We start from the raw sequence: 26,337 nt of genomic DNA, 5'->3' as shown, positions 1-26,337 counted from the left end.
CTACTTCCGTACAACTGACGTGACTGGCACCATCGAACTGCCGGAAGGCGTAGAGATGGTAATGCCGGGCGACAACATCAAAATGGTTGTTACCCTGATTCACCCGATCGCGATGGACGACGGTCTGCGTTTCGCAATCCGTGAAGGCGGCCGTACCGTTGGCGCGGGCGTTGTAGCTAAAGTTCTGGGCTAATTATTAGTTCTGAATGAAAAAGGGCGCTTCGGCGCCCTTTTTGCTGCCCGTTATCTGGCGTTGACCAGAATGATGTTTGTACGAAAAAAGAGTATCTCTTTGCGTATTTAATCAACTCACTATTGTAATTATAACTATTCTCATTTACACTTTTGAGCATAAATTGAACGGGAGTCGGTATGTACGTTTGTTTGTGTAATGGTGTAAACGATAAAAAAATTCGTCAGGCCGTACGTCAATTTCATCCACAGTCTTTTCAGCAATTGCGCAAATTTATTCCTGTTGGAAATCAATGCGGTAAATGTGTCCGTGCTGCCCGTGAGATTATGGAAGATGAATTAACTCGCATGCCGGAATACCAGGAGAGCGCTTAAGAGCTCAGGCTTTTCTTTGACATCTTTATAGCCCGAACTACGCTTCAATAAGTGGAAGCGGAGGGACTATATAATGAAAGGTGATGTCAAAATCATAAGTTATCTCAATAAATTGTTGGGAAATGAGCTTGTCGCAATAAATCAGTACTTTCTTCACGCCAGAATGTTCAAGAACTGGGGCCTGATGCGCCTCAATGATGTTGAATATCATGAATCCATCGATGAAATGAAACACGCCGATAAGTATATCGAGCGAATTCTCTTCCTTGAAGGTATCCCCAATCTACAGGATCTTGGCAAACTGGGCATCGGTGAAGATGTCGAAGAGATGCTGCAATCTGATTTGCGACTGGAACTCGAAGGCGCAAAAGACCTACGTGAAGCGATCGCTTATGCCGACAGCGTCCATGACTATGTCAGTCGTGACATGCTTATTGAAATCCTGACGGACGAAGAAGGCCATATTGACTGGCTGGAAACGGAGCTGGATCTGATTGGTAAATTAGGACTGCAAAACTATCTCCAGTCACAAATCAAAGTGGCTGACTGACTAGCGTTTGCCATCCGCACCAAAAACCCGCTGCAGCCAAAAAAGGGCCAAAAGGCAGCGGGTTGTTCAATGACCCCGGTGCTTTCCCGAGAATTATCACTAGCAGCATGACTCCCCCGGCGAAGACAGTCGCCAAAAAAACCAGCTGCGGCAGCATTGGCCAACCGTGCCACGCGCCAAGTGCGGCCAGAAATTTGACATCCCCATAGCCGAGCCCTTCATAACCGCGAATCCCCCGATAGAGCCAATAGAGTAAAGTGAAAGCCAGATAGCCGCCGATGGCGCCGCCAACGGCATATTCCAGCCGTAGTGGAGCGTAGTATAGATAATAGAGCAGCCCGCTCCAGAGCAGGGGGCAGGTCAGGCGATCGGGAAGCAGGCCGTAGCGCAGATCGTACCAGCAGAGGGCGAGGGATAAACCGCTATAGACCAGTAATAAGGGGGGCATCATCGGTGAGGTTACCTGGCGATGGAGATATGCGCGGAGTCTGGTCGAAAAAGAGATGGATGGCAAAGGTCCGCATTCATTATCGCGAGGCGCTATCCACGGTATTACCTCAGTTTTCACGACTTTCAATGCCCGCCCGCCGCAGCACGCAAAAATGATTGCTGATTTTGTATGCAGCACTTGCGTCGAGCCCGAATTTGCGTATAATGCGCGGGCCTGTCAAAATTGGCAGGCTGGTTCGATATGAACCCTGATAGAGCTTTTAGCTATCAAACAATGTTCCCAATTGGGGAACTATGTAAGAACGGTTACACTCTCCCATCAATCGTAATGGGTATGAGGAGTAACCATTTCGTCTATAAATAATTGGAGCTCTGGTCTCATGCAGAACCAAAGAATCCGTATCCGTCTTAAAGCGTTTGATCATCGTCTGATCGATCAATCAACCGCGGAAATCGTCGAGACTGCCAAGCGCACTGGTGCGCAGGTCCGTGGTCCGATCCCGCTGCCGACCCGCAAAGAGCGCTTTACCGTTCTGATTTCTCCGCACGTCAACAAAGATGCGCGCGATCAGTACGAAATCCGCACTCACAAGCGTCTGGTTGACATCGTTGAGCCAACTGAGAAAACCGTTGATGCTCTGATGCGTCTGGATCTGGCTGCCGGTGTAGACGTGCAGATCAGCCTGGGTTAATCAGGTCATCGAGCGATTGAGAGGTTGAAACAATGATTGGTTTAGTCGGTAAAAAAGTGGGCATGACCCGCATCTTCACTGAAGATGGCGTATCTATCCCAGTAACCGTAATCGAAGTTGAAGCAAACCGTGTTGCTCAGGTCAAAGACCTGGCTAACGATGGTTACCGCGCAATTCAGGTTACCACCGGTGCTAAAAAAGCTAACCGTGTAACCAAGCCGGAAGCTGGTCACTTCGCTAAAGCTGGCGTAGAAGCTGGCCGTGGTCTGTGGGAATTCCGTCTTGCTGACGGCGAAGAATTCACCGTAGGTCAGAGCATTAGCGTTGAACTGTTTGCTGACGTTAAAAAAGTTGACGTAACCGGTACCTCTAAAGGTAAAGGTTTTGCTGGTACCGTTAAGCGCTGGAACTTCCGTACCCAGGACGCTACTCACGGTAACTCCTTGTCCCACCGCGTTCCGGGTTCTATCGGTCAGAACCAGACTCCGGGCAAAGTGTTCAAAGGCAAGAAAATGGCAGGTCAGCTGGGTAATGAGCGTGTCACCGTTCAGAGCCTGGACGTAGTACGTGTTGACGCTGAGCGCAACCTGCTGCTGGTTAAAGGTGCTGTCCCGGGTGCAACCGGTAGCGACCTGATCGTTAAACCAGCTGTGAAGGCGTGAGGAGATAGCAATGGAATTAGTATTGAAAGACGCGCAGAGCGCGCTGACTGTTTCCGAAACTACCTTCGGTCGTGATTTCAACGAAGCGCTGGTACACCAGGTTGTTGTTGCTTATGCAGCTGGTGCTCGTCAGGGTACTCGTGCTCAGAAGACTCGTGCTGAAGTAACTGGTTCAGGCAAAAAGCCGTGGCGCCAGAAAGGTACCGGCCGTGCGCGTTCAGGTTCTATCAAGAGCCCGATCTGGCGTTCCGGTGGCGTAACCTTCGCTGCTCGTCCGCAGGACCACAGTCAAAAAGTTAACAAAAAGATGTACCGCGGCGCGCTGAAAAGCATTCTGTCCGAACTGGTACGTCAGGATCGTCTGATCGTTGTCGAGAAGTTCTCTGTTGAAGCGCCTAAAACTAAGCTGCTGGCACAGAAACTGAAAGACATGGCTCTGGAAGATGTGCTGATCATCACCGGTGAGCTGGACGAGAACCTGTTCCTGGCTGCGCGCAACCTGCACAAGGTTGACGTACGCGATGCAACTGGTATCGACCCGGTTAGCCTGATCGCCTTCGACAAAGTCGTAATGACTGCTGATGCTGTTAAGCAAGTTGAGGAGATGCTGGCATGATTCGTGAAGAACGTCTGCTGAAGGTGCTGCGTGCACCGCACGTTTCTGAAAAAGCGTCTGCTGCGATGGAAAAAACAAACACCATCGTTCTCAAAGTTGCTAAAGACGCGACCAAAGCAGAAATCAAAGCTGCTGTGCAGAAACTGTTTGAAGTCGAAGTCGAAGTCGTTAACACCCTGGTAGTTAAAGGGAAAGTTAAACGTCACGGACAGCGTATCGGTCGTCGTAGCGACTGGAAAAAAGCTTACGTCACCCTGAAAGAAGGCCAGAATCTGGACTTCGTTGGCGGCGCTGAGTAAGTCGGAGGAGTAATACAATGGCAGTTGTTAAATGTAAACCGACATCTCCGGGTCGTCGCCACGTTGTTAAAGTGGTTAACCCTGAGCTGCACAAGGGCAAACCTTTTGCTCCGTTGCTGGAAAAAAACAGCAAATCCGGTGGTCGTAACAACAATGGCCGTATCACCACCCGTCATATCGGTGGTGGCCACAAGCAGGCTTACCGTATTGTTGACTTCAAACGCAACAAAGATGGTATCCCGGCAGTTGTTGAGCGTCTTGAGTACGATCCGAACCGTTCCGCGAACATCGCGCTGGTTCTGTACAAAGATGGCGAACGCCGTTACATCCTGGCCCCTAAAGGCCTGAAAGCTGGCGACCAGATTCAGTCTGGCGTTGATGCTGCAATCAAAGCAGGCAACACCCTGCCGATGCGCAATATCCCGGTTGGTTCTACCGTTCATAACGTAGAAATGAAACCAGGTAAAGGCGGTCAGCTGGCTCGTTCCGCTGGTACTTACGTTCAGATCGTTGCTCGCGACGGTGCTTATGTCACCCTGCGTCTGCGTTCTGGTGAAATGCGTAAAGTCGAAGCAGACTGCCGCGCTACTCTGGGCGAAGTTGGCAATGCTGAGCATATGCTGCGCGTACTGGGTAAAGCAGGTGCTGCACGCTGGCGTGGTGTTCGTCCTACCGTTCGCGGTACTGCGATGAACCCAGTCGACCACCCACATGGTGGTGGTGAAGGTCGTAACTTTGGTAAGCACCCGGTATCCCCGTGGGGCCTGCAGACCAAAGGTAAGAAGACCCGCAGCAACAAGCGTACTGATAAATTCATCGTACGTCGCCGTAGCAAATAATTTTAGAGGATAAGCCATGCCACGTTCTCTCAAGAAAGGTCCTTTTATTGACCTGCACTTGCTGAAGAAGGTAGAGAAAGCGGTGGAAAGCGGAGACAAGAAGCCCCTGCGCACTTGGTCCCGTCGTTCAACGATCTTTCCTAACATGATCGGTTTGACCATCGCTGTCCATAATGGTCGTCAGCACGTTCCAGTTTTTGTTTCCGACGAAATGGTTGGTCACAAACTGGGTGAATTCGCACCGACTCGTACTTATCGCGGCCACGCTGCTGATAAAAAAGCGAAGAAGAAATAAGGTAGGAGGAAGAGATGGAAACTTTAGCTCAACATCGCCATGCTCGTTCTTCTGCTCAGAAGGTTCGCCTTGTAGCTGACCTGATTCGCGGTAAGAAAGTGTCGCAGGCCCTGGATATTCTGACCTACACCAACAAGAAAGCTGCTGTACTGGTCAAGAAGGTACTGGAATCTGCCATTGCTAACGCTGAACACAACGATGGCGCTGACATTGACGATCTGAAAGTTGCGAAAATTTTCGTAGACGAAGGCCCGAGCATGAAGCGCATTATGCCGCGTGCGAAAGGTCGTGCAGATCGCATCCTGAAGCGCACCAGCCACATCACTGTGGTTGTGTCCGATCGCTGAGACTCTGGAGACTAGCAATGGGTCAGAAAGTACATCCTAATGGTATTCGCCTGGGTATTGTCAAACCATGGAACTCTACCTGGTTCGCGAACACCAAAGAATTCGCTGACAACCTGGACAGCGATTTTAAAGTACGTCAGTTCCTGACTAAAGAACTGGCTAAAGCGTCCGTATCTCGTATCGTTATCGAGCGTCCGGCTAAGAGCATCCGTGTGACTATTCACACTGCTCGCCCGGGCATCGTTATCGGTAAGAAAGGCGAAGACGTAGAAAAACTGCGCAAGGTCGTAGCGGATATCGCTGGCGTTCCTGCACAGATCAATATCGCCGAAGTTCGTAAGCCAGAACTGGACGCTAAATTGGTTGCTGACAGCATCACTTCTCAGCTGGAACGTCGCGTTATGTTCCGTCGTGCGATGAAGCGTGCTGTACAGAACGCAATGCGTCTGGGCGCTAAAGGTATCAAAGTTGAAGTTAGCGGCCGTCTGGGCGGCGCGGAAATCGCACGTACCGAATGGTACCGTGAAGGTCGCGTACCGCTGCACACTCTGCGTGCTGACATCGACTACAACACCTCTGAAGCGCACACCACTTACGGTGTAATCGGCGTTAAGGTATGGATCTTCAAAGGCGAGATCCTGGGTGGTATGGCTGCTGTTGAACAACCGGAACCGGCTGCTCAACCTAAAAAGCAGCAGCGTAAAGGCCGTAAATAAGGAGCGTCGCTGATGTTACAACCAAAGCGTACAAAATTCCGTAAAGTGCACAAAGGCCGCAACCGTGGTCTGGCGCAGGGTACGGATGTTAGCTTCGGCACTTTCGGTCTGAAAGCTGTTGGCCGTGGTCGTCTGACTGCACGTCAGATCGAAGCAGCACGTCGTGCTATGACCCGTGCAGTTAAGCGTCAAGGTAAGATCTGGATCCGTGTATTCCCGGACAAACCGATCACCGAGAAGCCGCTGGAAGTTCGTATGGGTAAAGGTAAAGGTAACGTGGAGTACTGGGTTGCCTTGATTCAGCCGGGTAAAGTCCTTTATGAAATGGACGGCGTACCGGAAGAGCTGGCCCGTGAAGCCTTCGGCCTGGCAGCAGCGAAACTGCCTATCAAAACCACCTTTGTAACTAAGACGGTGATGTAATGAAAGCAAAAGAGCTGCGTGAAAAAAGCGTTGAAGAGCTGAACGCTGAGCTGCTGAACCTGCTGCGTGAGCAGTTCAACCTGCGTATGCAGGCTGCAAGTGGCCAGCTGCAACAGACTCATCTGCTGAAGCAAGTGCGTCGTGATGTTGCACGCGTTAAGACTTTACTGACTGAGAAGGCGGGTGCGTAATGACCGATAAAATCCGTACTCTGCAAGGTCGCGTAGTTAGCAATAAAATGGAGAAATCCATCGTTGTTGCTATCGAACGTTTTGTGAAACACCCGATCTACGGTAAATTCATCAAGCGTACGACCAAACTGCACGTACATGACGAGAACAACGAATGCGGTATCGGTGACGTGGTCGAAATCCACGAATGCCGTCCGCTGTCCAAGACTAAGTCCTGGACGCTGGTTCGCGTTGTAGAGAAAGCAGTTCTGTAATAGAGCCTGCATTCTCAACGGATAAACGGCTCAGCGATGAGCCGTTTATTTTTTCTACCCATATCCGATTTCCGGTGTTATAATGCCGCGCCCTCGATATGGGGATTTTTAACGGCCCGACTTTGGGTCTCAGTAGTAGTTGACATTAGCGGAGCACTAAAATGATCCAAGAACAGACTATGCTGAACGTCGCCGACAACTCCGGTGCACGTCGCGTAATGTGTATCAAGGTTCTGGGTGGCTCGCACCGTCGCTACGCAGGCGTAGGCGACATCATCAAGATCACCATCAAGGAAGCAATTCCGCGTGGTAAGGTCAAAAAAGGTGATGTGCTGAAGGCGGTAGTGGTGCGCACCAAGAAGGGTGTTCGTCGCCCGGACGGTTCTGTCATTCGCTTCGATGGTAATGCATGCGTTATTCTGAACAATAACAGCGAGCAGCCCATCGGTACGCGTATTTTTGGGCCGGTAACTCGTGAGCTTCGTACCGAGAAGTTCATGAAAATTATCTCTCTGGCACCAGAAGTACTCTAAGGAGCGAATCATGGCAGCGAAAATCCGTCGTGATGACGAAGTTATCGTGTTAACCGGTAAAGATAAAGGTAAACGCGGTAAAGTTAAGAATGTCTTGTCTTCCGGCAAGCTCATTGTTGAAGGTATCAACCTGGTTAAGAAACACCAGAAGCCGGTTCCGGCTCTGAACCAACCAGGCGGCATCGTTGAAAAAGAAGCTGCTATTCAGGTTTCTAACGTTGCAATCTTCAATGCGGCAACCGGCAAGGCTGACCGTGTAGGCTTTAGATTCGAAGACGGCAAAAAAGTCCGTTTCTTCAAATCTAACAGCGAAACTATCAAGTAATTTGGAGTAGTACGATGGCGAAACTGCATGATTACTACAAAGACGAAGTAGTTAATAAACTCATGACTGAGTTTAACTACAATTCTGTCATGCAAGTCCCTCGGGTCGAGAAGATCACCCTGAACATGGGTGTTGGTGAAGCGATCGCTGACAAGAAACTGCTGGATAACGCAGCAGCTGATCTGACAGCAATCTCCGGTCAAAAGCCGTTGATCACCAAAGCACGCAAATCAGTTGCAGGCTTCAAAATCCGTCAGGGCTATCCGATCGGCTGTAAAGTAACTCTGCGTGGCGAACGCATGTGGGAGTTCTTTGAGCGCCTGATCACTATTGCTGTACCGCGTATCCGTGACTTCCGTGGCTTGTCCGCTAAGTCTTTCGACGGTCGTGGTAACTACAGCATGGGTGTCCGTGAGCAGATCATCTTCCCAGAAATCGACTACGATAAAGTCGACCGCGTTCGTGGTTTGGATATTACCATTACCACTACTGCGAAATCTGATGAAGAAGGCCGCGCTCTGCTGGCTGCCTTTGACTTCCCGTTCCGCAAGTAAGGTAGGGTTACTTAATGGCTAAGCAATCAATGAAAGCACGCGAAGTAAAGCGCGTGGCTTTAGCTGATAAATTCTTCGCTAAACGCGCTGAACTGAAAGCTATCATCTCTGATGTGAACGCAACCGACGAAGATCGTTGGAATGCCGTTCTCAAGCTGCAGACTCTGCCGCGTGATTCCAGCCCGTCTCGTCAGCGTAACCGCTGCCGTCAAACAGGTCGTCCGCATGGTTTCCTGCGGAAGTTCGGGTTGAGCCGTATCAAGGTCCGTGAAGCCGCAATGCGCGGTGAAATCCCGGGTCTGAAAAAGGCTAGCTGGTAATTGTCACCAATTGAATCACGGGAGTAAAGACAGATGAGCATGCAAGATCCGATCGCGGATATGCTGACCCGTATCCGTAACGGTCAGGCCGCGAATAAAGCTGCGGTCACCATGCCTTCCTCCAAGCTGAAAGTGGCAATTGCCAACGTGCTGAAGGAAGAAGGCTTTATTGAAGATTTTAAAGTTGAAGGCGACATCAAGCCGGAACTGGAACTGACTCTTAAGTATTTCCAGGGTAAAGCTGTTGTAGAAAGCATTCAGCGTGTCAGCCGCCCAGGTCTGCGCATCTATAAGCGTAAAGATGAGCTGCCAAAAGTTATGGCGGGTCTGGGTATCGCAGTTATTTCTACCTCTAAAGGTGTTATGACTGATCGTGCAGCGCGCCAAGCTGGTCTTGGTGGCGAAATTATCTGCTACGTAGCCTAATCGGAGGAAAAAATGTCTCGTGTTGCTAAAGCACCGGTCGTTATTCCTGCCGGCGTTGACGTAAAAATCAACGGTCAGGTTATTACGATCAAAGGTAAGAATGGCGAGCTGACTCGTACTCTCAACGATGCTGTTGAAGTTAAACATGCAGATAATGCACTGACCTTCGGTCCGCGTGATGGTTTCGCAGACGGTTGGGCTCAGGCTGGTACCGCGCGTGCCCTGCTTAACTCAGTAGTTATCGGTGTTACCGAAGGCTTCACTAAAAAGCTTCAGCTGGTTGGTGTAGGTTATCGTGCAGCGGTTAAAGGGGATGTAGTAAACCTGGCTTTAGGTTTCTCTCATCCTGTTGAACACAAACTGCCGGCCGGTATCACTGCAGAATGCCCGACTCAAACTGAAATCGTGCTGAAAGGCGCTGATAAGCAGGTGATCGGTCAGGTTGCAGCAGATCTGCGCGCCTACCGTCGTCCTGAGCCTTATAAAGGCAAGGGTGTTCGTTACGCCGACGAAGTCGTGCGTACCAAAGAGGCTAAGAAGAAGTAAGGTAACACTATGGATAAGAAATCTGCTCGTATCCGTCGTGCGACCCGCGCACGCCGCAAGCTCCAGGAGCTGGGTGCAACTCGCCTGGTGGTACATCGTACCCCGCGTCATATTTACGCACAGGTAATTGCACCGAACGGTTCTGAAGTTCTGGTAGCTGCTTCTACTGTAGAAAAAGCTATCGCTGAACAACTGAAGTACACCGGTAACAAAGACGCGGCTGCAGCTGTGGGTAAAGCTGTTGCTGAACGCGCTCTGGAAAAAGGCATCAAAGATGTTTCCTTTGACCGTTCCGGGTTCCAATATCATGGTCGTGTCCAGGCACTGGCAGATGCTGCCCGTGAAGCTGGCCTTCAGTTCTAAGGTAGAGGTGTAAGATGGCTCACATCGAAAAACAAGCTGGCGAACTGCAGGAAAAGCTGATCGCGGTTAACCGCGTATCTAAAACCGTTAAAGGTGGTCGTATTTTCTCCTTCACAGCTCTGACTGTAGTTGGTGATGGTAATGGCCGCGTAGGTTTTGGTTACGGTAAAGCGCGTGAAGTTCCAGCAGCGATCCAGAAAGCGATGGAAAAAGCCCGTCGCAATATGATTAACGTCGCGCTGAACCACGGCACCCTGCAACACCCGGTTAAAGGTGTTCACACGGGTTCTCGTGTATTCATGCAGCCAGCTTCCGAAGGTACCGGTATCATCGCCGGTGGTGCAATGCGCGCCGTTCTGGAAGTTGCTGGAGTTCATAACGTTCTGGCTAAAGCATATGGTTCCACCAACCCGATCAACGTGGTTCGTGCAACTATTGATGGCCTGGAAAATATGAATTCTCCAGAAATGGTCGCTGCCAAGCGTGGTAAATCCGTTGAAGAAATTCTGGGGAAATAAACCATGGCAAAGACTATTAAAATTACTCAAACCCGCAGTGCAATCGGTCGTCTGCCGAAACACAAGGCAACGCTGCTTGGCCTGGGTCTGCGTCGTATTGGTCACACCGTAGAACGCGAGGATACTCCTGCTGTTCGTGGTATGGTCAACGCGGTTTCCTTTATGGTTAAAGTTGAGGAGTAAGAGATGCGTTTAAATACTCTGTCTCCGGCCGAAGGCTCCAAAAAGGCGGGTAAACGCCTTGGTCGTGGTATCGGTTCTGGCCTCGGTAAAACCGGTGGTCGTGGTCACAAAGGTCAGAACTCTCGTTCTGGCGGTGGCGTACGTCGCGGTTTCGAGGGTGGTCAGATGCCTCTGTACCGTCGTCTGCCGAAATTCGGCTTCACTTCTCGTAAAGCGATGATCACTGCAGAAGTTCGTCTGTCTGATCTGGCTCACGTAGAAGGCGATGTAGTCGACCTGAACACGCTGAAAGCAGCTAACATTATCGGTATTCAGATTGAGTTCGCGAAAGTGATCCTGTCTGGTGAGGTAGCTCGTCCGGTAACTGTTCGTGGCCTGCGTGTGACTAAAGGTGCTCGTGCTGCTATCGAAGCTGCTGGCGGTAAAATTGAGGAATAAGTAGCAGATGGCTAAGCAACCGGGATTAGATTTTCAAAGTGCCAAAGGTGGACTTGGCGAACTGAAACGCAGACTTTTGTTTGTTATCGGTGCGCTGATTGTGTTCCGTATTGGTTCTTTTATTCCGATCCCTGGTATTGATGCCGCTGTACTTGCCAAACTGCTTGAGCAACAGCGAGGCACCATCATTGAAATGTTCAACATGTTCTCTGGTGGTGCTCTCAGCCGTGCTTCTATCTTTGCTTTGGGTATCATGCCGTATATTTCGGCATCGATTATTGTCCAACTGTTGACGGTTGTTTATCAGCCGCTGGCAGAAATAAAGAAAGAAGGGGAGTCTGGTCGTCGTAAGATCAGCCAGTACACCCGTTACGGTACTCTGGTGCTGGCGATATTCCAGTCGATCGGTATTGCTACCGGTCTGCCGAATATGCCTGGTATGCAGGGCCTGGTGATGAATCCAGGCTTTGCATTCTATTTCACCGCTGTTGTAAGTCTGGTCACAGGGACTATGTTCCTGATGTGGCTCGGCGAACAGATTACTGAACGTGGTATCGGTAACGGTATTTCGATCATTATCTTCGCTGGTATCGTTGCGGGACTCCCGCCAGCCATCGCCCATACTATCGAGCAAGCGCGTCAAGGCGACCTGCACTTCCTCCTGTTGCTGTTGGTTGCAGTATTAGTATTTGCCGTGACCTTCTTTGTTGTATTCGTAGAACGTGGTCAACGCCGCATTGTGGTGAACTACGCGAAGCGTCAACAAGGTCGTCGTGTCTATGCTGCACAGAGCACACATTTACCGCTGAAAGTGAATATGGCAGGGGTTATCCCGGCAATCTTCGCTTCCAGTATTATTCTGTTCCCTGCGACCATCGCGTCATGGTTCGGGGGCGGGACCGGTTGGAACTGGCTGACAACAATTTCGCTGTATTTGCAGCCTGGGCAACCGCTTTATGTGTTACTCTATGCGTCTGCAATCATATTCTTCTGTTTCTTCTACACGGCGTTGGTTTTCAACCCGCGTGAAACAGCAGATAACCTGAAGAAGTCCGGTGCATTTGTACCAGGAATTCGTCCGGGAGAGCAAACGGCGAAGTATATTGATAAAGTAATGACTCGCCTGACCCTGGTTGGTGCGTTATACATTACCTTTATCTGCCTGATCCCGGAGTTCATGCGTGATGCAATGAAAGTGCCGTTCTACTTCGGTGGAACCTCGCTGCTTATTGTTGTCGTTGTGATTATGGACTTTATGGCTCAAGTGCAAACTCTGATGATGTCAAGTCAGTACGAGTCTGCATTGAAGAAGGCGAACCTGAAAGGCTACGGCCGCTAACAGGGCGCCCGAGAAGTTACGGAGAGTAAAAATGAAAGTTCGTGCTTCCGTCAAGAAATTATGCCGTAACTGCAAAATCGTTAAGCGTGATGGCGTCATCCGCGTGATTTGCAGTGCCGAGCCAAAGCATAAACAGCGCCAAGGCTGATTTTTTCGCATATTTTTCTTGCAAAGTTGGATTGAGCTGGCTAGATTAGCCAGCCAATCTTTTGTATGTCTGTGCGTTTCCATTTGAGTATCCTGAAAACGGGCTTTTCAGCATGGTGCGTACATATTAAATAGTAGGAGTGCATAGTGGCCCGTATAGCAGGCATTAACATTCCTGATCAGAAACATACCGTAATCGCATTAACTGCTATTTTCGGTATCGGCAAGACCCGCTCTAAAGCCATCTGTGCTGACACGGGTATCGCTGAAAATGTTAAGATCAGTGAGCTGTCTGAAGAACAAATTGAATCCCTGCGTGAAGCAGTAGGTAAATTTGTCGTTGAAGGTGATCTGCGCCGTGAAATCACCCTGAGCATCAAGCGTCTGATGGACCTTGGTTGCTATCGTGGTTTACGCCATCGTCGTGGTCTTCCGGTTCGCGGTCAGCGTACTAAGACCAACGCACGTACCCGTAAGGGTCCGCGTAAACCGATCAAGAAATAATCGGGGTGATTGAATAATGGCAAAGGCACCAGTTCGTGCACGTAAGCGTGTAAGAAAACAAGTCTCTGATGGCGTGGCTCATGTCCATGCTTCTTTTAACAACACCATCGTTACCATTACCGATCGTCAGGGTAACGCACTGGGTTGGGCAACAGCCGGTGGTTCCGGTTTCCGTGGTTCTCGCAAATCCACTCCGTTCGCAGCTCAGGTTGCAGCAGAGCGTTGCGCTGAAGCCGTAAAAGAATACGGCATCAAGAATCTGGAAGTTATGGTCAAAGGTCCGGGTCCGGGTCGCGAATCTACTATTCGTGCACTGAACGCCGCTGGTTTCCGCATCACTAATATTACTGATGTGACTCCGATCCCTCATAACGGTTGTCGTCCGCCGAAAAAACGTCGCGTATAACGCGCTCGTTTCTAGGATTGTTGGAGAAAGAAAATGGCAAGATATTTGGGTCCTAAGCTCAAGCTGAGCCGTCGTGAGGGCACCGACTTATTCCTTAAGTCTGGCGTTCGCGCGATCGATACCAAGTGTAAAATTGAACAAGCTCCTGGCCAGCACGGTGCGCGTAAGCCGCGTCTGTCTGACTATGGTGTGCAGTTGCGTGAAAAGCAAAAAGTTCGCCGTATGTACGGTGTGCTGGAGCGTCAGTTCCGTAACTACTATAAAGAAGCAGCACGTCTGAAAGGCAACACCGGTGAAAACCTGTTGGCTCTGCTGGAAGGCCGTCTGGACAACGTTGTATACCGTATGGGCTTCGGCGCGACTCGTGCTGAATCACGTCAGCTGGTTAGCCACAAAGCTATCATGGTAAACGGTCGTGTTGTTAACATTGCTTCTTATCAGGTTAAAGCGAACGACGTTGTTAGCATTCGTGAGAAAGCGAAAAAGCAATCTCGCGTGAAAGCCGCTCTGGAGCTGGCTGAGCAGCGTGAAAAGCCAACCTGGCTGGAAGTTGATGCTGGCAAGATGGAAGGTACGTTCAAGCGTCAGCCGGAACGTTCTGATCTGTCTGCGGACATTAACGAACACCTGATCGTCGAGCTTTACTCCAAGTAAAGCTTAGTACCAAAGAGAGGACACAATGCAGGGTTCTGTGACAGAGTTTCTAAAACCGCGCCTGGTCGATATCGAGCAAGTGAGTTCGACGCACGCCAAGGTGACCCTTGAGCCTTTAGAGCGTGGCTTTGGCCATACTCTGGGTAACGCACTGCGCCGTATTCTGCTCTCATCGATGCCGGGTTGCGCGGTGACCGAGGTTGAGATTGATGGTGTACTGCACGAGTACAGCACCAAAGAAGGCGTTCAGGAAGATATCCTTGAAATCCTGCTCAACCTGAAAGGGCTTGCGGTGAGAGTTCAGGGTAAAGATGAAGTCATCCTTACTTTGAATAAATCTGGCATTGGCCCTGTGACCGCAGCCGACATTACCCATGACGGTGATGTCGAAATCGTCAAGCCGCAACATGTGATCTGCCACCTGACCGATGAGAACGCAGCTATTAGCATGCGTATCAAAGTTCAGCGCGGTCGCGGTTATGTGCCGGCTTCTGCCCGAATTCATTCGGAAGAAGATGAGCGCCCAATCGGCCGTCTGCTGGTCGACGCATGCTACAGCCCGGTAGAGCGTATTGCCTACAATGTTGAAGCAGCGCGTGTAGAACAGCGTACCGACCTGGACAAGCTGGTCATCGAAATGGAAACCAACGGCACAATCGATCCTGAAGAGGCGATTCGTCGTGCGGCAACCATCCTGGCAGAACAACTGGAAGCTTTCGTTGACTTACGTGATGTACGTCAGCCGGAAGTGAAAGAAGAGAAACCAGAATTCGATCCGATCCTGCTGCGCCCTGTTGACGATCTCGAATTGACTGTCCGCTCTGCTAACTGCCTCAAGGCAGAAGCTATCCACTATATCGGTGATCTGGTACAGCGTACCGAGGTTGAGTTGCTGAAAACGCCGAACCTGGGTAAAAAATCTCTTACCGAGATTAAAGACGTGCTGGCTTCACGTGGTCTGTCTCTGGGCATGCGCCTGGAAAACTGGCCACCGGCAAGCATTGCTGACGAGTAACCGGATCACAGGTTAAGGTTTTACTGAGAAGGATAAGGTCATGCGCCATCGTAAGAGTGGTCGTCAACTGAACCGCAACAGCAGCCATCGCCAGGCTATGTTCCGTAACATGGCTGGTTCGCTGGTTCGTCATGAAATCATCAAGACGACCCTGCCGAAAGCGAAAGAACTGCGTCGCGTAGTTGAGCCGCTGATTACTCTTGCCAAGACTGATAGCGTTGCTAATCGTCGTCTGGCATTCGCCCGTACTCGTGATAACGAGATCGTGGCAAAACTGTTTAACGAGCTGGGCCCGCGTTTCGCGAGCCGCGCCGGTGGTTACACTCGCATTCTGAAGTGTGGCTTCCGTGCAGGCGACAACGCGCCGATGGCATACATCGAGCTGGTTGATCGTGCTGAGCTGAAAGCAGAAGCTGCTGCAGAGTAATCTGTAGTAACGTAAAAAAACCCGCCTCGGCGGGTTTTTTTATATCCTCGCTACAGCTGCTTCACTACAATACCTGTATTCTTTTTGTTCATCCCCGGAGCCGAATGATGTGGTTGCTGGATCAGTGGGCAGAACGCCATATCCTTGATGCACAAACCAAAGGTGAATTTGATGATCTTCCTGGTCGTGGAGAGCCACTGGCTTTGGATGATGACCTGCATGTGCCGCCTGAATTACGCGCGGGCTACCGCTTACTCAAAAATGCTGGCTGTCTGCCTCCTGAACTTGAGCAACGAAGAGAAGCCGTTGCGCTGGTCGATTTATTAAAAGCGGTCCGTCCGGACGATCCTCAGTATGCAGAGCTCAGCCGCCGACTTGCTTTACTGGAACTGAAGTTACGGCAGGCGGGGTTGAATACCGATTTTTTACGTGGTGAATACGCAGACAGGCTTCAGAATAAAATTGATGAGGAGTAGGTATGTACCGTATTGGTGAACTCGCAAAGCTGGCTGATGTCACGCCCGATACCATTCGCTACTATGAAAAACAGCAGATGATGGCTCACGATGTACGTACAGAAGGTGGATTTCGCCTCTATACCGAGAACGACCTTCAGCGCCTGCGCTTCATCCGCTATGCCCGTCAGCTCGGGTTTACCCTTGAAGCGATCCGTGAATTATTGTCGATCCGCGTTGATCCGGAGCATCATACCTGTCAGGAGTCAAAAGGCATTGTTCAGGCACGTCTGAGCGAAGTCGACGCACGAATTAAAGAGCTACAAGCAATGCGCCGTTCATTGCAACGACTGAATGAGGCCTGCTGCGGTACAGCCCATAGCAGCGTCTATTGTTCTATTCTCGAGGCCCTTGAGCAAGGAGCCAGTAGTACTACGGCGGAACGTTGATTTTTTCATCGCGCGGATCTACACTCCCGCCGATCTCATTCACATCCAGGAGCTATTATGAGCCGCTATCAACACACCAAAGGGCAAATAAAAGACAATGCCATTGAGGCGTTGCTGCATGACCCGTTATTCAGACAGAGAGTAGAGAAAAACCGGAAGGGGAAAGGCAGCTACCAACGTAAAGATAAACATGCGGGGCGGAATGACCGGGAGGCCAGTGGCAAAAGAGTGAATCGCTTTTTTACCACTGGCCTTCTGCTTTCTGTTGCCTGATTACGAACGGTTATTCTGTTCTTTCAGCAGATCGCGAATCTCACTCAACAATACTTCTTCTTTCGTTGGTGCCGGTGGCGCAGCAGGAGCCTCTGCCTTTTTGCGATTCAGGTTATTCATCAGTTTGATCGCCATAAAAATGGCAAAGGCCACGATCACGAAATCAAACACGTTCTGGATAAACACCCCATAATGCATTACCACAGCCGGGACATCGCCGTGTGCATCGCGTAACGTGACGGCGAACGATTTAAAATCAATTCCACCAATCAGCAGGCCTAGTGGCGGCATAATAATATCGGCAACCAATGACGATACAATTTTACCAAATGCCGCACCGATGATGACACCCACTGCCAAATCAACAACATTCCCGCGCATCGCGAAGTCGCGAAACTCTTTTAAAATACTCATTTTATTCTCCATGAACCCGCTAACAGTGATAAGTTTATCAAATGTATTTCCATTTGCCATTGCTGTTGAATAATTGCTAAAAAATATTATCCCCTGATATATAAAGGATAATCAAAAAGGGCGCCATACAGGCGCCCGTGCAATTAGAGGAAGAAAGGACTGGGTTGGAAAAGACGCTCGACGTCGGATATAAATTTTTTGTCGGTCAGAAACATAATGACGTGATCGCCCTGCTCAATACGCAGGTTATTATTCGCGATCATTACGTCATTGCCACGGACGACAGCACCGATGATCGTGCCCGGCGGTAGCTTGATCTCATCGATCGAACGACCCACTACACGGGAGGTACTTTCATCGCCGTGAGCTACAGCTTCAATGGCCTCTGCGACACCGCGGCGCAGTGAGGAGACGCCAACAATATCGGCCTTACGGACATGGCTCAGTAGGGCGGAGATCGTGGCTTGCTGCGGCGATATAGCAATATCGATCACGCTACCCTGCACCAGATCGACGTAGGCTTTCCGCTGGATCAACACCATGACTTTTTTGGCGCCCATCCGTTTGGCCAGCATTGCAGACATGATATTGGCTTCATCGTCATTGGTGACGGCAATGAAGAGATCCACTTGATCGATGTGTTCTTCCGCTAGCAGTTCCTGATCCGAGGCATCGCCATAGAAGACAATAGTATTCTGTAGTTTCTCCGCAAGCTCGGCGGCGCGTTGCTGATCGCGTTCGATCAGCTTAACGCTGTAATCTTTCTCAAGACGACGAGCAAGACCTGCACCGATATTGCCCCCGCCAACCAGCATGATGCGCTTATAGGGTTTTTCCAGGCGCTGCAGTTCGCTCATGACGGCGCGAATATGCTGCGATGCGGCAATGAAGAACACTTCATCGCCGGCTTCAACGATTGTCGAACCCTGCGGACGGATGGGTCTGTCGTGGCGGAAAATGGCCGCTACGCGAGTATCGATATGCGGCATATGTTCACGCATTGTCGAGAGCGCATTCCCTACCAGTGGACCGCCGTAGTAGGCTTTTACGACCGCGAGGCTGACTTTACCTTCGGCAAAGTTTACGACCTGCAGTGCACCTGGATATTCAATAAGTCGGTAGATATTGTCGATAACTAACTGTTCAGGCGCGATCAGATGATCGATAGGCACCGCTTCCGAGTGGAACAGTTTTTCGGCATCTCGTACATAATCCGGGGAACGGATACGCGCAATACGATTAGGCGTATTGAACAGTGAATAGGCAACCTGGCAGGCCACCATATTGGTTTCATCTGAACTGGTTACGGCAACCAGCATGTCGGCATCGTCGGCGCCAGCTTCACGCAGCACGCGTGGGTGGGAACCGTGTCCCTGAACAACGCGGAGGTCAAATTTATCCTGCAGGCTGCGCAGGCGGTCACCATTGGTGTCGACCAGGGTGATATCGTTGTTCTCTCCCACGAGGTTTTCCGCAAGAGTTCCGCCTACCTGACCGGCGCCCAGAATAATAATCTTCATCAGCAGTGATCCATTATTTCCGATGTTTGATCAGCTTAGCGTAAAAGAACCCGTCACCCTCTTCTGCGCCGGGCAAATTTTGCACGCCCGGCAGCTCAGGCGTGCCGGTGAGGCTGAGCTCTGCATCTGGCGTACGCTTGAGGAAGGCAGCAATTTGCTGGCTATTCTCTTCCGGAAGAATTGAGCAGGTCGCATAGACCAGTGTTCCGCCAGGTTTCAGATGAGACCAGATGGCGTCAAGAATCTCCGCCTGCAGCTGGGCCAGCTCGGCAATGTCGCGATCGCGGCGTAGCCATTTAATATCCGGATGACGACGAATGACGCCCGTTGCGGAACAGGGGGCATCGAGCAGAATGCGATCAAACTGTTCGTCTTCACACCACTGAGCGGGATAGCGGCCATCACCCTGTTTCACCTGCGCTTTCATGCCGAGTCGCTTCAGATTGTCATAGACACGCGACAGGCGCTGCTCATCAATATCAACCGCCAGAACGCTGGCCTGCGGCGCGACTTCCAGAATATGCGTCGTTTTACCCCCAGGAGCAGCACACAGGTCGAGGATTCTCTCGCCATTTTCTGGGGTCAGATAGCGCATGCAGCCCTGGGCTGAAGCATCCTGGACGGTAACCCAGCCCTGGTCGAATCCGGGTAATGCCTGAACGGGGGCCGGCGTTGCCAGACGCACCGCATCAGGATAATCAGGGTGGGTAAAACCGTGCAGTCCGGCCTCTTCCAGAAGCGCGAGCCACTCATCGCGTGAATGATGACTGCGGTTTACGCGCAGCCACATGGGCGGGCGTTGGTTATTTGCATCGACAATCGCTTGCCATTGCTGCGGCCATGATTTTTGCAAACGCTTGAGCAGCCATGCCGGATGAAGGAAACGACTCTCGCTTTGGGCAAATTCGGCCAATAAAGCTTCCTGCTGGCGCTGAAACTGGCGTAAAACGCCGTTGATGAGTCCCTTCAACTGCGGACGTTTGATGGCTACCGCGCCTTCCACCGTTTCCGCCAGCGCAGCATGGGCCGGAATGCGGGTATAGAGCAGCTGATAAAACCCCACCATAATTAAATAGTGAATGGTTCGCTGTTTGCCCGTCATCGGGCGAGCCATCAGTTTGTTAACCAGCCAGTCCAGCTGGCTGAGGGTACGCAGGACACCAAAACACAGCTCTTGCAGCAGCGCTTTGTCCTTTTCCCCGACCTTTTGCTGTAATGGCGGCAGAACGTTACTTAATGACTGACCTTGTTCGACAACCTGCTCAACGGCTTTCGCCGCCAGACTGCGTAAATTTTGATTTTTTTTCATAACCGCAAAATAAAAATGCCCGGTAAACCCGGGCTTTAGACAGTGACTACCGTCAGGATAGACGGTTACCGGGGATAAACCATTCCCGGCGAGAATTTAGCAAGTCCTGGGCGCTCATCGCTTTTTTACCTGCCGGCTGCAATGACTCGAGGTTCAGGATGCCATTGCCGGTTGCGATCTGAATACCTTGCTTGCCAGCGGCCACGATCGTACCAGGTTCAGCACCGCTGGTTTCAGCAATGACGGATGCCTGCCACACTTTCACCGGTTGCTCATCAATTTCCAGCCAGCTCATGGGCCACGGGTTGAATGCGCGAATGCAACGTTCGAGCTGCGCAGCGGAAAGAGACCAGTCAATGCGGGCTTCTTCTTTACTGAGCTTCTCAGCGTAGGTCACCAACGCCTCATCCTGGACTTCCGGCTGAGTCGAGCCGTTTGCGAGCTGAGTTAACGTTTCCAGCAACCCTTGTGGGCCGAGTTCTGCTAGTTTGTCATACAGACTGGCGCTGGTATCTTGCGCAGAGATCGGGCAGGAGAGTTTATGCAGCATATCTCCGGTATCCAGACCGACATCCATCTGCATGATGGTTACGCCGGTTTCAGCATCACCCGCCCAGAGTGAGCGCTGAATAGGCGCCGCGCCGCGCCAGCGCGGCAGCAAAGAGCCGTGTACGTTGATGCAGCCCAGTCGTGGCATATCCAGAACTGCTTTGGGCAGAATCAATCCGTAGGCTACGACGACCATGACATCGGCATTCAGAGAGGCTACCAGCTGCTGATTTTCCTGCGGGCGCAGGGAGACAGGCTGGAACACCGGCAGATTGTGCGCCTGTGCAAGAACCTTTACCGGGCCTGGCTGCAATTTTTTGCCGCGGCCGGCAGGGCGATCGGGCTGGGTAAATACGCCAACAATCTGGTGCCCAGACGACAGCAGCGCATCGAGATGACGCGCTGCAAAATCGGGGGTTCCCGCAAAGATAATACGTAGTGATTGTGACACGTTAGTCCTTGTCCTCAGGCACGCGTACGCAAACGGTCCAGTTTTTCAACTTTCTGGCGAATACGCTGTTGTTTAAGCGGCGACAGATAATCGATAAACAGTTTGCCTACCAGGTGATCCATTTCATGCTGGATACAGATAGCCAGCAGGCCGTCAGCATTCAGTTCAAACGGCTTGCCTTCGCGATCCAATGCACGAATCTTCACGGTTTCGGCACGTGGCACCAGTGCGCGCTGTTCCGGGATAGACAAGCAACCTTCTTCGATGCCCGTTTCACCGTCTTTTTCCAACAGCTCCGGGTTGATTAACACCAGCTGCTGTTCACGGTTTTCCGAGACATCGATAACGATAATGCGCTGATGGATATCTACCTGGGTAGCGGCCAGACCGATACCTTCTTCCGCGTACATCGTCTCGAACATATCATCAACGATACGTTGAATTTCCGCATTGACTTCTTTTACCGGTTCAGCGACTTTGCGAAGGCGCTCGTCCGGGATATGTAACACTTGCAAAACTGCCATAAAGATCCAGAGTCGTATTCAGGAGTTGATAAGATTATTAGCTCTATTCTAGACAAAACCCCCTCTAATTGACAGTCTCGCTGTCCAATCGCAAAGATTGTTAAAGCCACTTATGGCAGGGGACAGGGATGGCACCTACGGAGATCTGGCTGCGTCTGATGAAGGTGAGCAACCTTTATGGCGACGGTATGGTGATGGCTGCCAGAATACTGCGTGCAGCCCGGGTGCCAGATAGTGAAGTATTGTACGGCTGCGGTCTGAGCGCAGCGCAAGTGAAGCAATTTCTATCCGTTGGCCAACGAGAGCTTGAGTCTACGCTATTGTGGCTGGAGCAACCCGGGCACCACCTGCTGCTGGCCGATAGCCCTTATTATCCTCCTCGACTGCGTGCCATCGCTGACTATCCCGGCGCGCTTTTCGTTTGCGGAGATTTGGCCGTGTTGAGCAGTTTACAGCTGGCCGTTGTCGGCAGCCGCTCCCACTCCTGGTACGGTGCTCGGTGGGGGAAACAGTTCAGCGAAGAGCTGGCGCATCTTGGTATCACCATTACCAGCGGCCTGGCTATTGGCATTGACGGCGTCGCTCACCGCGGCGCACTTGAGGCACGTGGGAAGACAATCGGCGTACTCGGCAATGGATTAGGCGCAATCTATCCGCGTCGTCATCATGCATTAGCCGGGAAGATAGTGGATAGCGGGGGAGCATTGCTGTCTGAGTTTCCCCTTACAACCTCCCCGTGGCCGGGAAATTTCCCTCGTCGGAATCGAATTATCAGCGGACTCAGTATTGGCGTGCTGGTGATTGAGGCCGCCCTGAAAAGCGGCTCGCTGGTGACGGTTCGCTGTGCGCTGGAACAAGGAAGAGAGGTTTTTGCATTACCCGGGCCGGTAGGTAATCCTGGTTCCGAAGGTCCACACTGGCTGATTAAACAAGGCGCCATCCCCGTGACATCAGCGCAAGATATCATCGCGTATTGCCAGCAGGAGCTGCAATGGCTCCAGGATGTGCCTGACAATATAAATAATTGCATGGATCCGCCTCCCGTAGCATTGCCATTTCCAGAGCTCCTGGCTAACGTAGGAGATGAGGTAACACCTGTTGACGTTGTCGCTGAACGTGCCGGCCAATCTGTGCCAGTGACCGTAGCTCAGCTACTTGAACTGGAGTTAGCAGGCTGGATCGCAGCTGTACCCGGCGGCTATGTCCGATTAAGGAGGGCAAGCCATGTTCGACGTACTCATGTATTTGTTTGAGACTTACATCCAAAACGAAGCAGAAATGCGCGTGGACCAGGATAAACTGACCCGGGATCTCACCGATGCAGGATTCGATCGGGAAGATATCTATAACGCGTTGATGTGGCTCGAGAAACTGGCTGACTATCAAGAGGGGCTCGTTGCTCCCATGCAGCTTGCTTCTGACCCGCTCTCTTTGCGGATTTATACCGAAGAAGAGTGTCTGCGTCTGGATGCCAGTTGCCGGGGATTTTTATTATTCCTCGAGCAGATTCAGGTGTTGAACCTCGAAACGCGGGAAATGGTGATAGAGCGTGTGCTAGCTCTGGATACAGCAGAATTTGATCTGGAAGACCTGAAATGGGTGATCCTGATGGTACTGTTCAATATTCCGGGCTGTGAAAATGCCTATCAACAAATGGAAGAATTACTCTTCGAAGTAAATGAAGGTATGCTGCATTAATCTTATTGCGGCAACATCGAGTTGTTATGACCAAATTAGCACTGTTTTCGGTGCGTAAAAATGAGCCCTGCCCACAGTGCGGGGCTGAACTGGTAATCCGCTCCGGGAAACACGGGCCGTTTCTCGGTTGCTCGCACTATCCGGACTGTGACTATGTCCGTCCGCTGAAAAATCAGGCGGACGGACATATCGTAAAGGTACTGGAGGGACAGGAGTGTCCGTCTTGCGGTGCCGTTATGGTGTTGCGCCAGGGGCGCTTCGGTATGTTTGTTGGTTGCAGCCGTTATCCGGAATGTGAGCATACTGAAACTATTGATAAGCCTGACGAAACAGCGATTTCCTGCCCGCAGTGTGGGCAAGGGCAGCTGGTTCAGCGCCGTTCTCGTTTCGGCAAAACCTTTCATTCCTGCGATCGTTACCCCGATTGCCAGTTCGTTATCAACTTCAAACCGGTAGCGGGTGAATGCCCTGAATGCCACTATCCGCTATTAATCGAAAAGAAAACGGCGCAGGGCGTCAGACGCTTTTGTGCCAGTAAACAATGTGGAAAGCCGATCCCGGCGGAACAAATCAGTGAATAAGAACCTGCACTCAGAAACCGTCGCTCATGCCGTGACGGTACTGCATAACGAAGATGTCATCGCCTATCCAACAGAAGCCGTTTTTGGCGTAGGCTGCGATCCTGACAGCGAAACGGCGGTCATGCGCCTGCTGGCGCTTAAACAACGCCCCGTTGAGAAGGGTCTCATCCTGATCGCGGCCAGCTATGAACAGCTGATACCTTATATTGATGATTCGCGGCTTAATGATGCACAGCGAGCGGCGATCTTCTCCTGCTGGCCGGGGCCGGTTACTTTTGTCTTTCCGGCTCGTGCCACAACGCCACGCTGGCTGACCGGGCGTTTTGATTCCCTGGCGGTACGCGTCAGCGATCATCCGCTGGTGGTCGAATTGTGTGAGGCCTATGGCAAACCGCTGGTTTCAACCAGCGCGAATTTATCCGGTCAGCCGCCTTGCCGTACCACGGCTGAAGTTCTGACTCAGTTTGGCGCCAGTTTCCCGGTCGTCGATGGTGCAACGGGTGGTCGTCAGAATCCGTCTGAAATTCGCGATGCCCTGACGGGCGAACTCTTTCGCCAGGGATAATTTATGCAAACCTACGCTGTCTTCGGAAATCCGATCGCCCACAGTAAGTCCCCCTCTATTCACCAGCGCTTTGCGCAGCAGCTGCAGATTGCGCATCCGTATGGGCGAGTTCTGGCGCCGCTGGACGATTTTATCCATACCCTGGATACCTTCTTCGCCGAAGGGGGAAAGGGGGCTAACGTTACCGTTCCGTTCAAGGAGGAAGCGTTTGCCCGAGCGGATGAACTGACTGAGCGCGCGGCCCTGGCGGGGGCGGTGAATACCCTAAAGAGGCTGGACGATGGACGTTTGCTGGGGGACAACACCGATGGGATTGGGCTGCTGAGCGATCTGGAGCGGCTGGGGTTCATTAAACCGGGCTATCGGGTATTACTTATCGGGGCCGGCGGCGCATCGCGGGGTGTCTTGTTACCCCTGCTGTCACTGGATTGCGCTGTCACTATTGTCAACCGGACTTATTCCCGCGCGCAGGAGCTGGCGACACTGTTTGCGCATACCGGTAGTGTATGCGCGCTTGAGATGGAATCACTGGCTGGACATGAGTTCGATCTCATTATTAATGCAACTTCCAGTGGTATCAGCGGTGATGTGCCGGCAGTTCCCGCGTCCTTAATCAATACGCACGTTTATTGTTATGACATGTTTTACCAGAAGGGCTGCACACCGTTTTTACACTGGTGCCAGGATCATGGTGCGACAATGTGTGCCGATGGGCTGGGTATGCTGGTGGCGCAGGCCGCCCATGCAGTTCTGCTCTGGCATGGGGTTCTGCCAGAGATTACGCCGGTTATTCAGGCCTTACATAAGGAACTGAATACGTGAATCAGGCGATTCAGTTTCCTGACAGAGAAGAGTGGGATACCGACCGACAGTGTGTCACCTTTCCCGTGCTGGTTAATGGTATGCAGCTCACCTGTGCAATCAGGGGGGCGACGTTAAAGCAGCGCTTCGATGGTGATACCCCCGAGCAGTGGCTGGCCGCGTTTTGTCGCCATCGCTGGGATCTGGAAGAAGAGGCTGAAGTATTGATCCGCGACCAGCAGGAAGATGATCAGGGCTGGGTGTGGTTCTCCTGATCCAGATAATCGTTTTTCCATTTCACATAGTTGTTTGCTGAATAGAGCAGACCTGCCCGTTCCGCCTCCGTCAGGGGGCGGATTTGTTTCACCGGGTTGCCAAAATAGAGATAGCCGCTTTCCAGCCGTTTGTTTTGCGGGACCAGACTACCGGCGCCAATCATCACGTCGTCTTCTACTACAACGCCATCCAGCAAAATCGAACCCATGCCAACCAGTACCCGATTGCCGATAGTGCAGCCATGCAGCATGACCTTGTGACCGACGGTGACCTCTTCGCCAATGATCAGAGGATTCCCCTGAGGGTTAGAGGAGGATTTGTGGGTGACATGTAGCACGCTACCATCCTGAATGTTAGTGCGGGCACCGATTGCCACGTAGTTAACATCTCCGCGAATAGCAACCAGCGGCCAGATGCTGACATCATCAGCCATTCGGACATCGCCGATCGCTACGCTGGTGGCATCGATCATCACTCGCTGGCCGGTTTGTGGGAATAAATCTTTATAAGGACGTAAATTAGCGGACATGGTTACCTCAATAAACCTGGGTTGTACGAAGACTTTGGTGGCTTTTGCGGCCACCTGCAACCCCTTATTGTGGTGAAAATTGAGCAATCTGAACAATAACGCCGCGAAAAGGGCGAAAAAACATCACTTGGAAAAAAAGATCGATAAAAGACTTGTGCAATAAAATGGGATCCCTATAATGCGCTCCCACTGACACGGCACATGTGAACGAGTTCACAGAGTAAGCCGGGTCGGCAGAGAAAAAATTCTGAAATTCAGGGTTGACTCTGAAAGAGGAAAGCGTAATATACGCCACCTCGCGACAGAGCGCTCAGCGCCGTCGCACTGCTCTTTAACAATTTATT

The 26,337-nt window shown here is 51.4% G+C and carries 47 protein-coding genes; 40 read left to right on the top strand and 7 right to left on the bottom strand.

The window, feature by feature from the left end; all coding sequences use genetic code 11:
- The 3 genes from AC007G_RS28020 to bfr all read left to right on the top strand — a co-directional run.
- A partial coding sequence (locus tag AC007G_RS28020) for an EF-Tu C-terminal domain-related protein (RefSeq protein WP_032276470.1) occupies positions 1-193 on the top strand: 193 nt, incomplete at its 5' end.
- Positions 194-372: 179 nt separating this feature from the next.
- Positions 373-567 (top strand): bacterioferritin-associated ferredoxin, encoded by a 195-nt coding sequence (gene bfd / locus AC007G_RS28015; protein ID WP_004868381.1) that lies wholly within the window; start codon positions 373-375, stop codon positions 565-567.
- A 73-nt stretch (positions 568-640) separates the two neighbouring features.
- Positions 641-1,117, top strand: a complete 477-nt coding sequence (gene bfr, locus AC007G_RS28010) for a bacterioferritin (RefSeq protein ID WP_004868378.1) — start codon at positions 641-643, stop codon at positions 1,115-1,117.
- Here the strand turns inward: bfr and AC007G_RS28005 are convergent.
- Complete coding sequence (locus AC007G_RS28005; protein WP_032696885.1) at positions 1,101-1,568, bottom strand: prepilin peptidase; 468 nt, start codon at positions 1,566-1,568, stop codon at positions 1,101-1,103. The two genes, bfr and AC007G_RS28005, sit on opposite strands and share 17 nt — an antisense overlap.
- A 379-nt stretch (positions 1,569-1,947) precedes the next feature.
- Here AC007G_RS28005 and rpsJ point away from each other — a divergent pair, with 379 nt between their 5' ends.
- From rpsJ to AC007G_RS27850, 31 genes are all read left to right on the top strand, one after another.
- Positions 1,948-2,259, top strand: coding sequence for a 30S ribosomal protein S10 (gene rpsJ / locus AC007G_RS28000; RefSeq protein ID WP_001181005.1), 312 nt, complete (start codon positions 1,948-1,950; stop codon positions 2,257-2,259).
- 32 nt (positions 2,260-2,291) lie between these two features.
- The gene (gene rplC / locus AC007G_RS27995; protein ID WP_004868374.1) at positions 2,292-2,921 is read left to right on the top strand and encodes a 50S ribosomal protein L3; all 630 of its coding nucleotides are present in this window, start codon (positions 2,292-2,294) and stop codon (positions 2,919-2,921) included.
- A gap of 10 nt (positions 2,922-2,931) precedes the next feature.
- Entirely contained in the window at positions 2,932-3,537 is a 606-nt protein-coding gene (rplD, locus tag AC007G_RS27990; RefSeq protein WP_000424395.1) for a 50S ribosomal protein L4, read from the top strand.
- Positions 3,534-3,836, top strand: a complete 303-nt coding sequence (gene rplW / locus AC007G_RS27985) for a 50S ribosomal protein L23 (RefSeq protein WP_004868363.1) — start codon at positions 3,534-3,536, stop codon at positions 3,834-3,836. The genes rplD and rplW overlap by 4 nt, the downstream gene beginning before the upstream one ends.
- Positions 3,837-3,853: 17 nt before the next feature.
- A complete protein-coding gene (rplB, locus tag AC007G_RS27980) occupies positions 3,854-4,675 on the top strand; it encodes a 50S ribosomal protein L2 (RefSeq protein ID WP_002919786.1) in 822 nt (273 codons plus the stop codon).
- A 16-nt stretch (positions 4,676-4,691) separates the two neighbouring features.
- Entirely contained in the window at positions 4,692-4,970 is a 279-nt protein-coding gene (gene rpsS, locus AC007G_RS27975; RefSeq protein ID WP_001138115.1) for a 30S ribosomal protein S19, read from the top strand.
- Positions 4,971-4,984: 14 nt separating this feature from the next.
- Positions 4,985-5,317 carry a 50S ribosomal protein L22 gene (gene rplV / locus AC007G_RS27970; protein WP_002919773.1) on the top strand — a complete coding sequence of 111 codons (333 nt, stop codon included), beginning with the start codon at positions 4,985-4,987 and terminating at the stop codon, positions 5,315-5,317.
- 17 nt (positions 5,318-5,334) lie between these two features.
- On the top strand, positions 5,335-6,033 hold the full coding sequence (gene rpsC / locus AC007G_RS27965; protein WP_002919766.1) for a 30S ribosomal protein S3: 699 nt from the start codon (positions 5,335-5,337) through the stop codon (positions 6,031-6,033).
- Between the two features lie 12 nt (positions 6,034-6,045).
- Positions 6,046-6,456: a 50S ribosomal protein L16 gene (rplP, locus tag AC007G_RS27960; RefSeq protein WP_002919759.1), complete on the top strand. Its 411-nt coding sequence runs from the start codon at positions 6,046-6,048 to the stop codon at positions 6,454-6,456.
- The gene (gene rpmC, locus AC007G_RS27955; protein WP_004868359.1) at positions 6,456-6,647 is read left to right on the top strand and encodes a 50S ribosomal protein L29; all 192 of its coding nucleotides are present in this window, start codon (positions 6,456-6,458) and stop codon (positions 6,645-6,647) included. The genes rplP and rpmC overlap by 1 nt, the downstream gene beginning before the upstream one ends.
- A complete protein-coding gene (gene rpsQ, locus AC007G_RS27950; protein ID WP_004868357.1) occupies positions 6,647-6,901 on the top strand; it encodes a 30S ribosomal protein S17 in 255 nt (84 codons plus the stop codon). Before rpmC ends, rpsQ begins: the two co-directional genes overlap by 1 nt.
- Before the next feature lie 161 nt (positions 6,902-7,062).
- Positions 7,063-7,434 (top strand): 50S ribosomal protein L14, encoded by a 372-nt coding sequence (rplN, locus tag AC007G_RS27945; protein WP_002919748.1) that lies wholly within the window; start codon positions 7,063-7,065, stop codon positions 7,432-7,434.
- Positions 7,435-7,444: 10 nt separating this feature from the next.
- Entirely contained in the window at positions 7,445-7,759 is a 315-nt protein-coding gene (rplX, locus tag AC007G_RS27940; RefSeq protein ID WP_004106345.1) for a 50S ribosomal protein L24, read from the top strand.
- 14 nt (positions 7,760-7,773) lie between these two features.
- Positions 7,774-8,313 (top strand): 50S ribosomal protein L5, encoded by a 540-nt coding sequence (rplE, locus tag AC007G_RS27935; RefSeq protein ID WP_001096206.1) that lies wholly within the window; start codon positions 7,774-7,776, stop codon positions 8,311-8,313.
- Positions 8,314-8,327: 14 nt separating this feature from the next.
- Positions 8,328-8,633, top strand: a complete 306-nt coding sequence (gene rpsN / locus AC007G_RS27930; protein ID WP_002919667.1) for a 30S ribosomal protein S14 — start codon at positions 8,328-8,330, stop codon at positions 8,631-8,633.
- Between the two features lie 33 nt (positions 8,634-8,666).
- Positions 8,667-9,059 carry a 30S ribosomal protein S8 gene (rpsH, locus tag AC007G_RS27925; RefSeq protein ID WP_004106343.1) on the top strand — a complete coding sequence of 131 codons (393 nt, stop codon included), beginning with the start codon at positions 8,667-8,669 and terminating at the stop codon, positions 9,057-9,059.
- A 12-nt stretch (positions 9,060-9,071) separates the two neighbouring features.
- The gene (rplF, locus tag AC007G_RS27920) at positions 9,072-9,605 is read left to right on the top strand and encodes a 50S ribosomal protein L6 (protein ID WP_004868354.1); all 534 of its coding nucleotides are present in this window, start codon (positions 9,072-9,074) and stop codon (positions 9,603-9,605) included.
- A 9-nt stretch (positions 9,606-9,614) separates the two neighbouring features.
- Positions 9,615-9,968, top strand: a complete 354-nt coding sequence (rplR, locus tag AC007G_RS27915; RefSeq protein WP_000358960.1) for a 50S ribosomal protein L18 — start codon at positions 9,615-9,617, stop codon at positions 9,966-9,968.
- Positions 9,969-9,982: 14 nt separating this feature from the next.
- Positions 9,983-10,486 (top strand): 30S ribosomal protein S5, encoded by a 504-nt coding sequence (gene rpsE, locus AC007G_RS27910; RefSeq protein WP_004106339.1) that lies wholly within the window; start codon positions 9,983-9,985, stop codon positions 10,484-10,486.
- Between the two features lie 3 nt (positions 10,487-10,489).
- Positions 10,490-10,669, top strand: coding sequence for a 50S ribosomal protein L30 (gene rpmD, locus AC007G_RS27905; RefSeq protein WP_001140434.1), 180 nt, complete (start codon positions 10,490-10,492; stop codon positions 10,667-10,669).
- A 3-nt stretch (positions 10,670-10,672) separates the two neighbouring features.
- Positions 10,673-11,107 (top strand): 50S ribosomal protein L15, encoded by a 435-nt coding sequence (gene rplO / locus AC007G_RS27900; protein ID WP_004868352.1) that lies wholly within the window; start codon positions 10,673-10,675, stop codon positions 11,105-11,107.
- 7 nt (positions 11,108-11,114) lie between these two features.
- Positions 11,115-12,446: a preprotein translocase subunit SecY gene (gene secY, locus AC007G_RS27895; protein WP_004868351.1), complete on the top strand. Its 1,332-nt coding sequence runs from the start codon at positions 11,115-11,117 to the stop codon at positions 12,444-12,446.
- A 31-nt stretch (positions 12,447-12,477) separates the two neighbouring features.
- Entirely contained in the window at positions 12,478-12,594 is a 117-nt protein-coding gene (gene rpmJ / locus AC007G_RS27890) for a 50S ribosomal protein L36 (protein ID WP_000868187.1), read from the top strand.
- Positions 12,595-12,740: 146 nt separating this feature from the next.
- Positions 12,741-13,097 carry a 30S ribosomal protein S13 gene (gene rpsM, locus AC007G_RS27885; RefSeq protein WP_004868349.1) on the top strand — a complete coding sequence of 119 codons (357 nt, stop codon included), beginning with the start codon at positions 12,741-12,743 and terminating at the stop codon, positions 13,095-13,097.
- 16 nt (positions 13,098-13,113) lie between these two features.
- Complete coding sequence (gene rpsK / locus AC007G_RS27880) at positions 13,114-13,503, top strand: 30S ribosomal protein S11 (RefSeq protein ID WP_004138423.1); 390 nt, start codon at positions 13,114-13,116, stop codon at positions 13,501-13,503.
- Positions 13,504-13,536: 33 nt separating this feature from the next.
- Positions 13,537-14,157 (top strand): 30S ribosomal protein S4, encoded by a 621-nt coding sequence (gene rpsD, locus AC007G_RS27875; RefSeq protein WP_004868345.1) that lies wholly within the window; start codon positions 13,537-13,539, stop codon positions 14,155-14,157.
- Between the two features lie 25 nt (positions 14,158-14,182).
- Positions 14,183-15,172, top strand: a complete 990-nt coding sequence (locus AC007G_RS27870) for a DNA-directed RNA polymerase subunit alpha (RefSeq protein WP_002919219.1) — start codon at positions 14,183-14,185, stop codon at positions 15,170-15,172.
- Positions 15,173-15,212: 40 nt separating this feature from the next.
- A complete protein-coding gene (rplQ, locus tag AC007G_RS27865) occupies positions 15,213-15,599 on the top strand; it encodes a 50S ribosomal protein L17 (protein WP_004868344.1) in 387 nt (128 codons plus the stop codon).
- Positions 15,600-15,706: 107 nt separating this feature from the next.
- Positions 15,707-16,075: a DnaJ family domain-containing protein gene (locus AC007G_RS27860; protein WP_032690482.1), complete on the top strand. Its 369-nt coding sequence runs from the start codon at positions 15,707-15,709 to the stop codon at positions 16,073-16,075.
- 2 nt (positions 16,076-16,077) lie between these two features.
- The gene (gene zntR / locus AC007G_RS27855; protein ID WP_032690483.1) at positions 16,078-16,503 is read left to right on the top strand and encodes a Zn(2+)-responsive transcriptional regulator; all 426 of its coding nucleotides are present in this window, start codon (positions 16,078-16,080) and stop codon (positions 16,501-16,503) included.
- Between the two features lie 57 nt (positions 16,504-16,560).
- Positions 16,561-16,776 carry an alternative ribosome-rescue factor A gene (locus AC007G_RS27850; protein ID WP_032690484.1) on the top strand — a complete coding sequence of 72 codons (216 nt, stop codon included), beginning with the start codon at positions 16,561-16,563 and terminating at the stop codon, positions 16,774-16,776.
- Here the strand turns inward: AC007G_RS27850 and mscL are convergent, their stop codons facing one another.
- The 5 genes from mscL to def all read right to left on the bottom strand — a co-directional run bounded on the left by mscL (position 16,777) and on the right by def (position 21,543).
- Positions 16,777-17,190, bottom strand: coding sequence for a large-conductance mechanosensitive channel protein MscL (gene mscL / locus AC007G_RS27845; protein WP_032690485.1), 414 nt, complete (start codon positions 17,188-17,190; stop codon positions 16,777-16,779).
- A gap of 143 nt (positions 17,191-17,333) precedes the next feature.
- Complete coding sequence (gene trkA, locus AC007G_RS27840; protein ID WP_032690486.1) at positions 17,334-18,710, bottom strand: Trk system potassium transporter TrkA; 1,377 nt, start codon at positions 18,708-18,710, stop codon at positions 17,334-17,336.
- Between the two features lie 13 nt (positions 18,711-18,723).
- Positions 18,724-20,019, bottom strand: a complete 1,296-nt coding sequence (gene rsmB / locus AC007G_RS27835; protein WP_046853403.1) for a 16S rRNA (cytosine(967)-C(5))-methyltransferase RsmB — start codon at positions 20,017-20,019, stop codon at positions 18,724-18,726.
- Positions 20,020-20,071: 52 nt separating this feature from the next.
- Positions 20,072-21,019: a methionyl-tRNA formyltransferase gene (fmt, locus tag AC007G_RS27830; protein WP_032690488.1), complete on the bottom strand. Its 948-nt coding sequence runs from the start codon at positions 21,017-21,019 to the stop codon at positions 20,072-20,074.
- A gap of 14 nt (positions 21,020-21,033) precedes the next feature.
- Positions 21,034-21,543: a peptide deformylase gene (def, locus tag AC007G_RS27825; RefSeq protein ID WP_032690489.1), complete on the bottom strand. Its 510-nt coding sequence runs from the start codon at positions 21,541-21,543 to the stop codon at positions 21,034-21,036.
- A 128-nt stretch (positions 21,544-21,671) separates the two neighbouring features.
- Between def and dprA the strand changes: the two genes are divergently transcribed.
- Genes dprA through AC007G_RS27795 form a run of 6 tightly spaced genes read left to right on the top strand, consistent with a single transcriptional unit; the run spans position 21,672 to position 25,463 of the window.
- Positions 21,672-22,796 carry a DNA-protecting protein DprA gene (dprA, locus tag AC007G_RS27820; RefSeq protein ID WP_142631189.1) on the top strand — a complete coding sequence of 375 codons (1,125 nt, stop codon included), beginning with the start codon at positions 21,672-21,674 and terminating at the stop codon, positions 22,794-22,796.
- Positions 22,768-23,241 (top strand): DUF494 family protein Smg, encoded by a 474-nt coding sequence (smg, locus tag AC007G_RS27815; RefSeq protein ID WP_004868322.1) that lies wholly within the window; start codon positions 22,768-22,770, stop codon positions 23,239-23,241. The genes dprA and smg overlap by 29 nt, the downstream gene beginning before the upstream one ends.
- A 26-nt stretch (positions 23,242-23,267) precedes the next feature.
- Positions 23,268-23,822 (top strand): DNA topoisomerase family protein, encoded by a 555-nt coding sequence (locus AC007G_RS27810; RefSeq protein ID WP_047663532.1) that lies wholly within the window; start codon positions 23,268-23,270, stop codon positions 23,820-23,822.
- Positions 23,815-24,387: an L-threonylcarbamoyladenylate synthase type 1 TsaC gene (gene tsaC / locus AC007G_RS27805; protein ID WP_032690491.1), complete on the top strand. Its 573-nt coding sequence runs from the start codon at positions 23,815-23,817 to the stop codon at positions 24,385-24,387. Before AC007G_RS27810 ends, tsaC begins: the two co-directional genes overlap by 8 nt.
- Before the next feature lie 3 nt (positions 24,388-24,390).
- Entirely contained in the window at positions 24,391-25,209 is an 819-nt protein-coding gene (aroE, locus tag AC007G_RS27800; RefSeq protein ID WP_032690492.1) for a shikimate dehydrogenase, read from the top strand.
- A complete protein-coding gene (locus tag AC007G_RS27795; protein WP_032690493.1) occupies positions 25,206-25,463 on the top strand; it encodes a DUF1488 family protein in 258 nt (85 codons plus the stop codon). The genes aroE and AC007G_RS27795 overlap by 4 nt, the downstream gene beginning before the upstream one ends.
- On the opposite strand, the gene AC007G_RS27790 is transcribed toward AC007G_RS27795, so the two are convergent.
- Positions 25,439-25,993: a gamma carbonic anhydrase family protein gene (locus AC007G_RS27790; protein WP_032690506.1), complete on the bottom strand. Its 555-nt coding sequence runs from the start codon at positions 25,991-25,993 to the stop codon at positions 25,439-25,441. The genes AC007G_RS27795 and AC007G_RS27790 overlap by 25 nt on opposite strands.
- Positions 25,994-26,337: the final 344 nt, after the last annotated feature.

The sequence above is a fragment of the Klebsiella sp. CSG-1 genome, assembly GCF_056521145.1.
The sequence above is the reverse complement of the archived record's forward strand: the minus strand, read 5'-3'. Positions and strand labels throughout refer to the sequence as shown.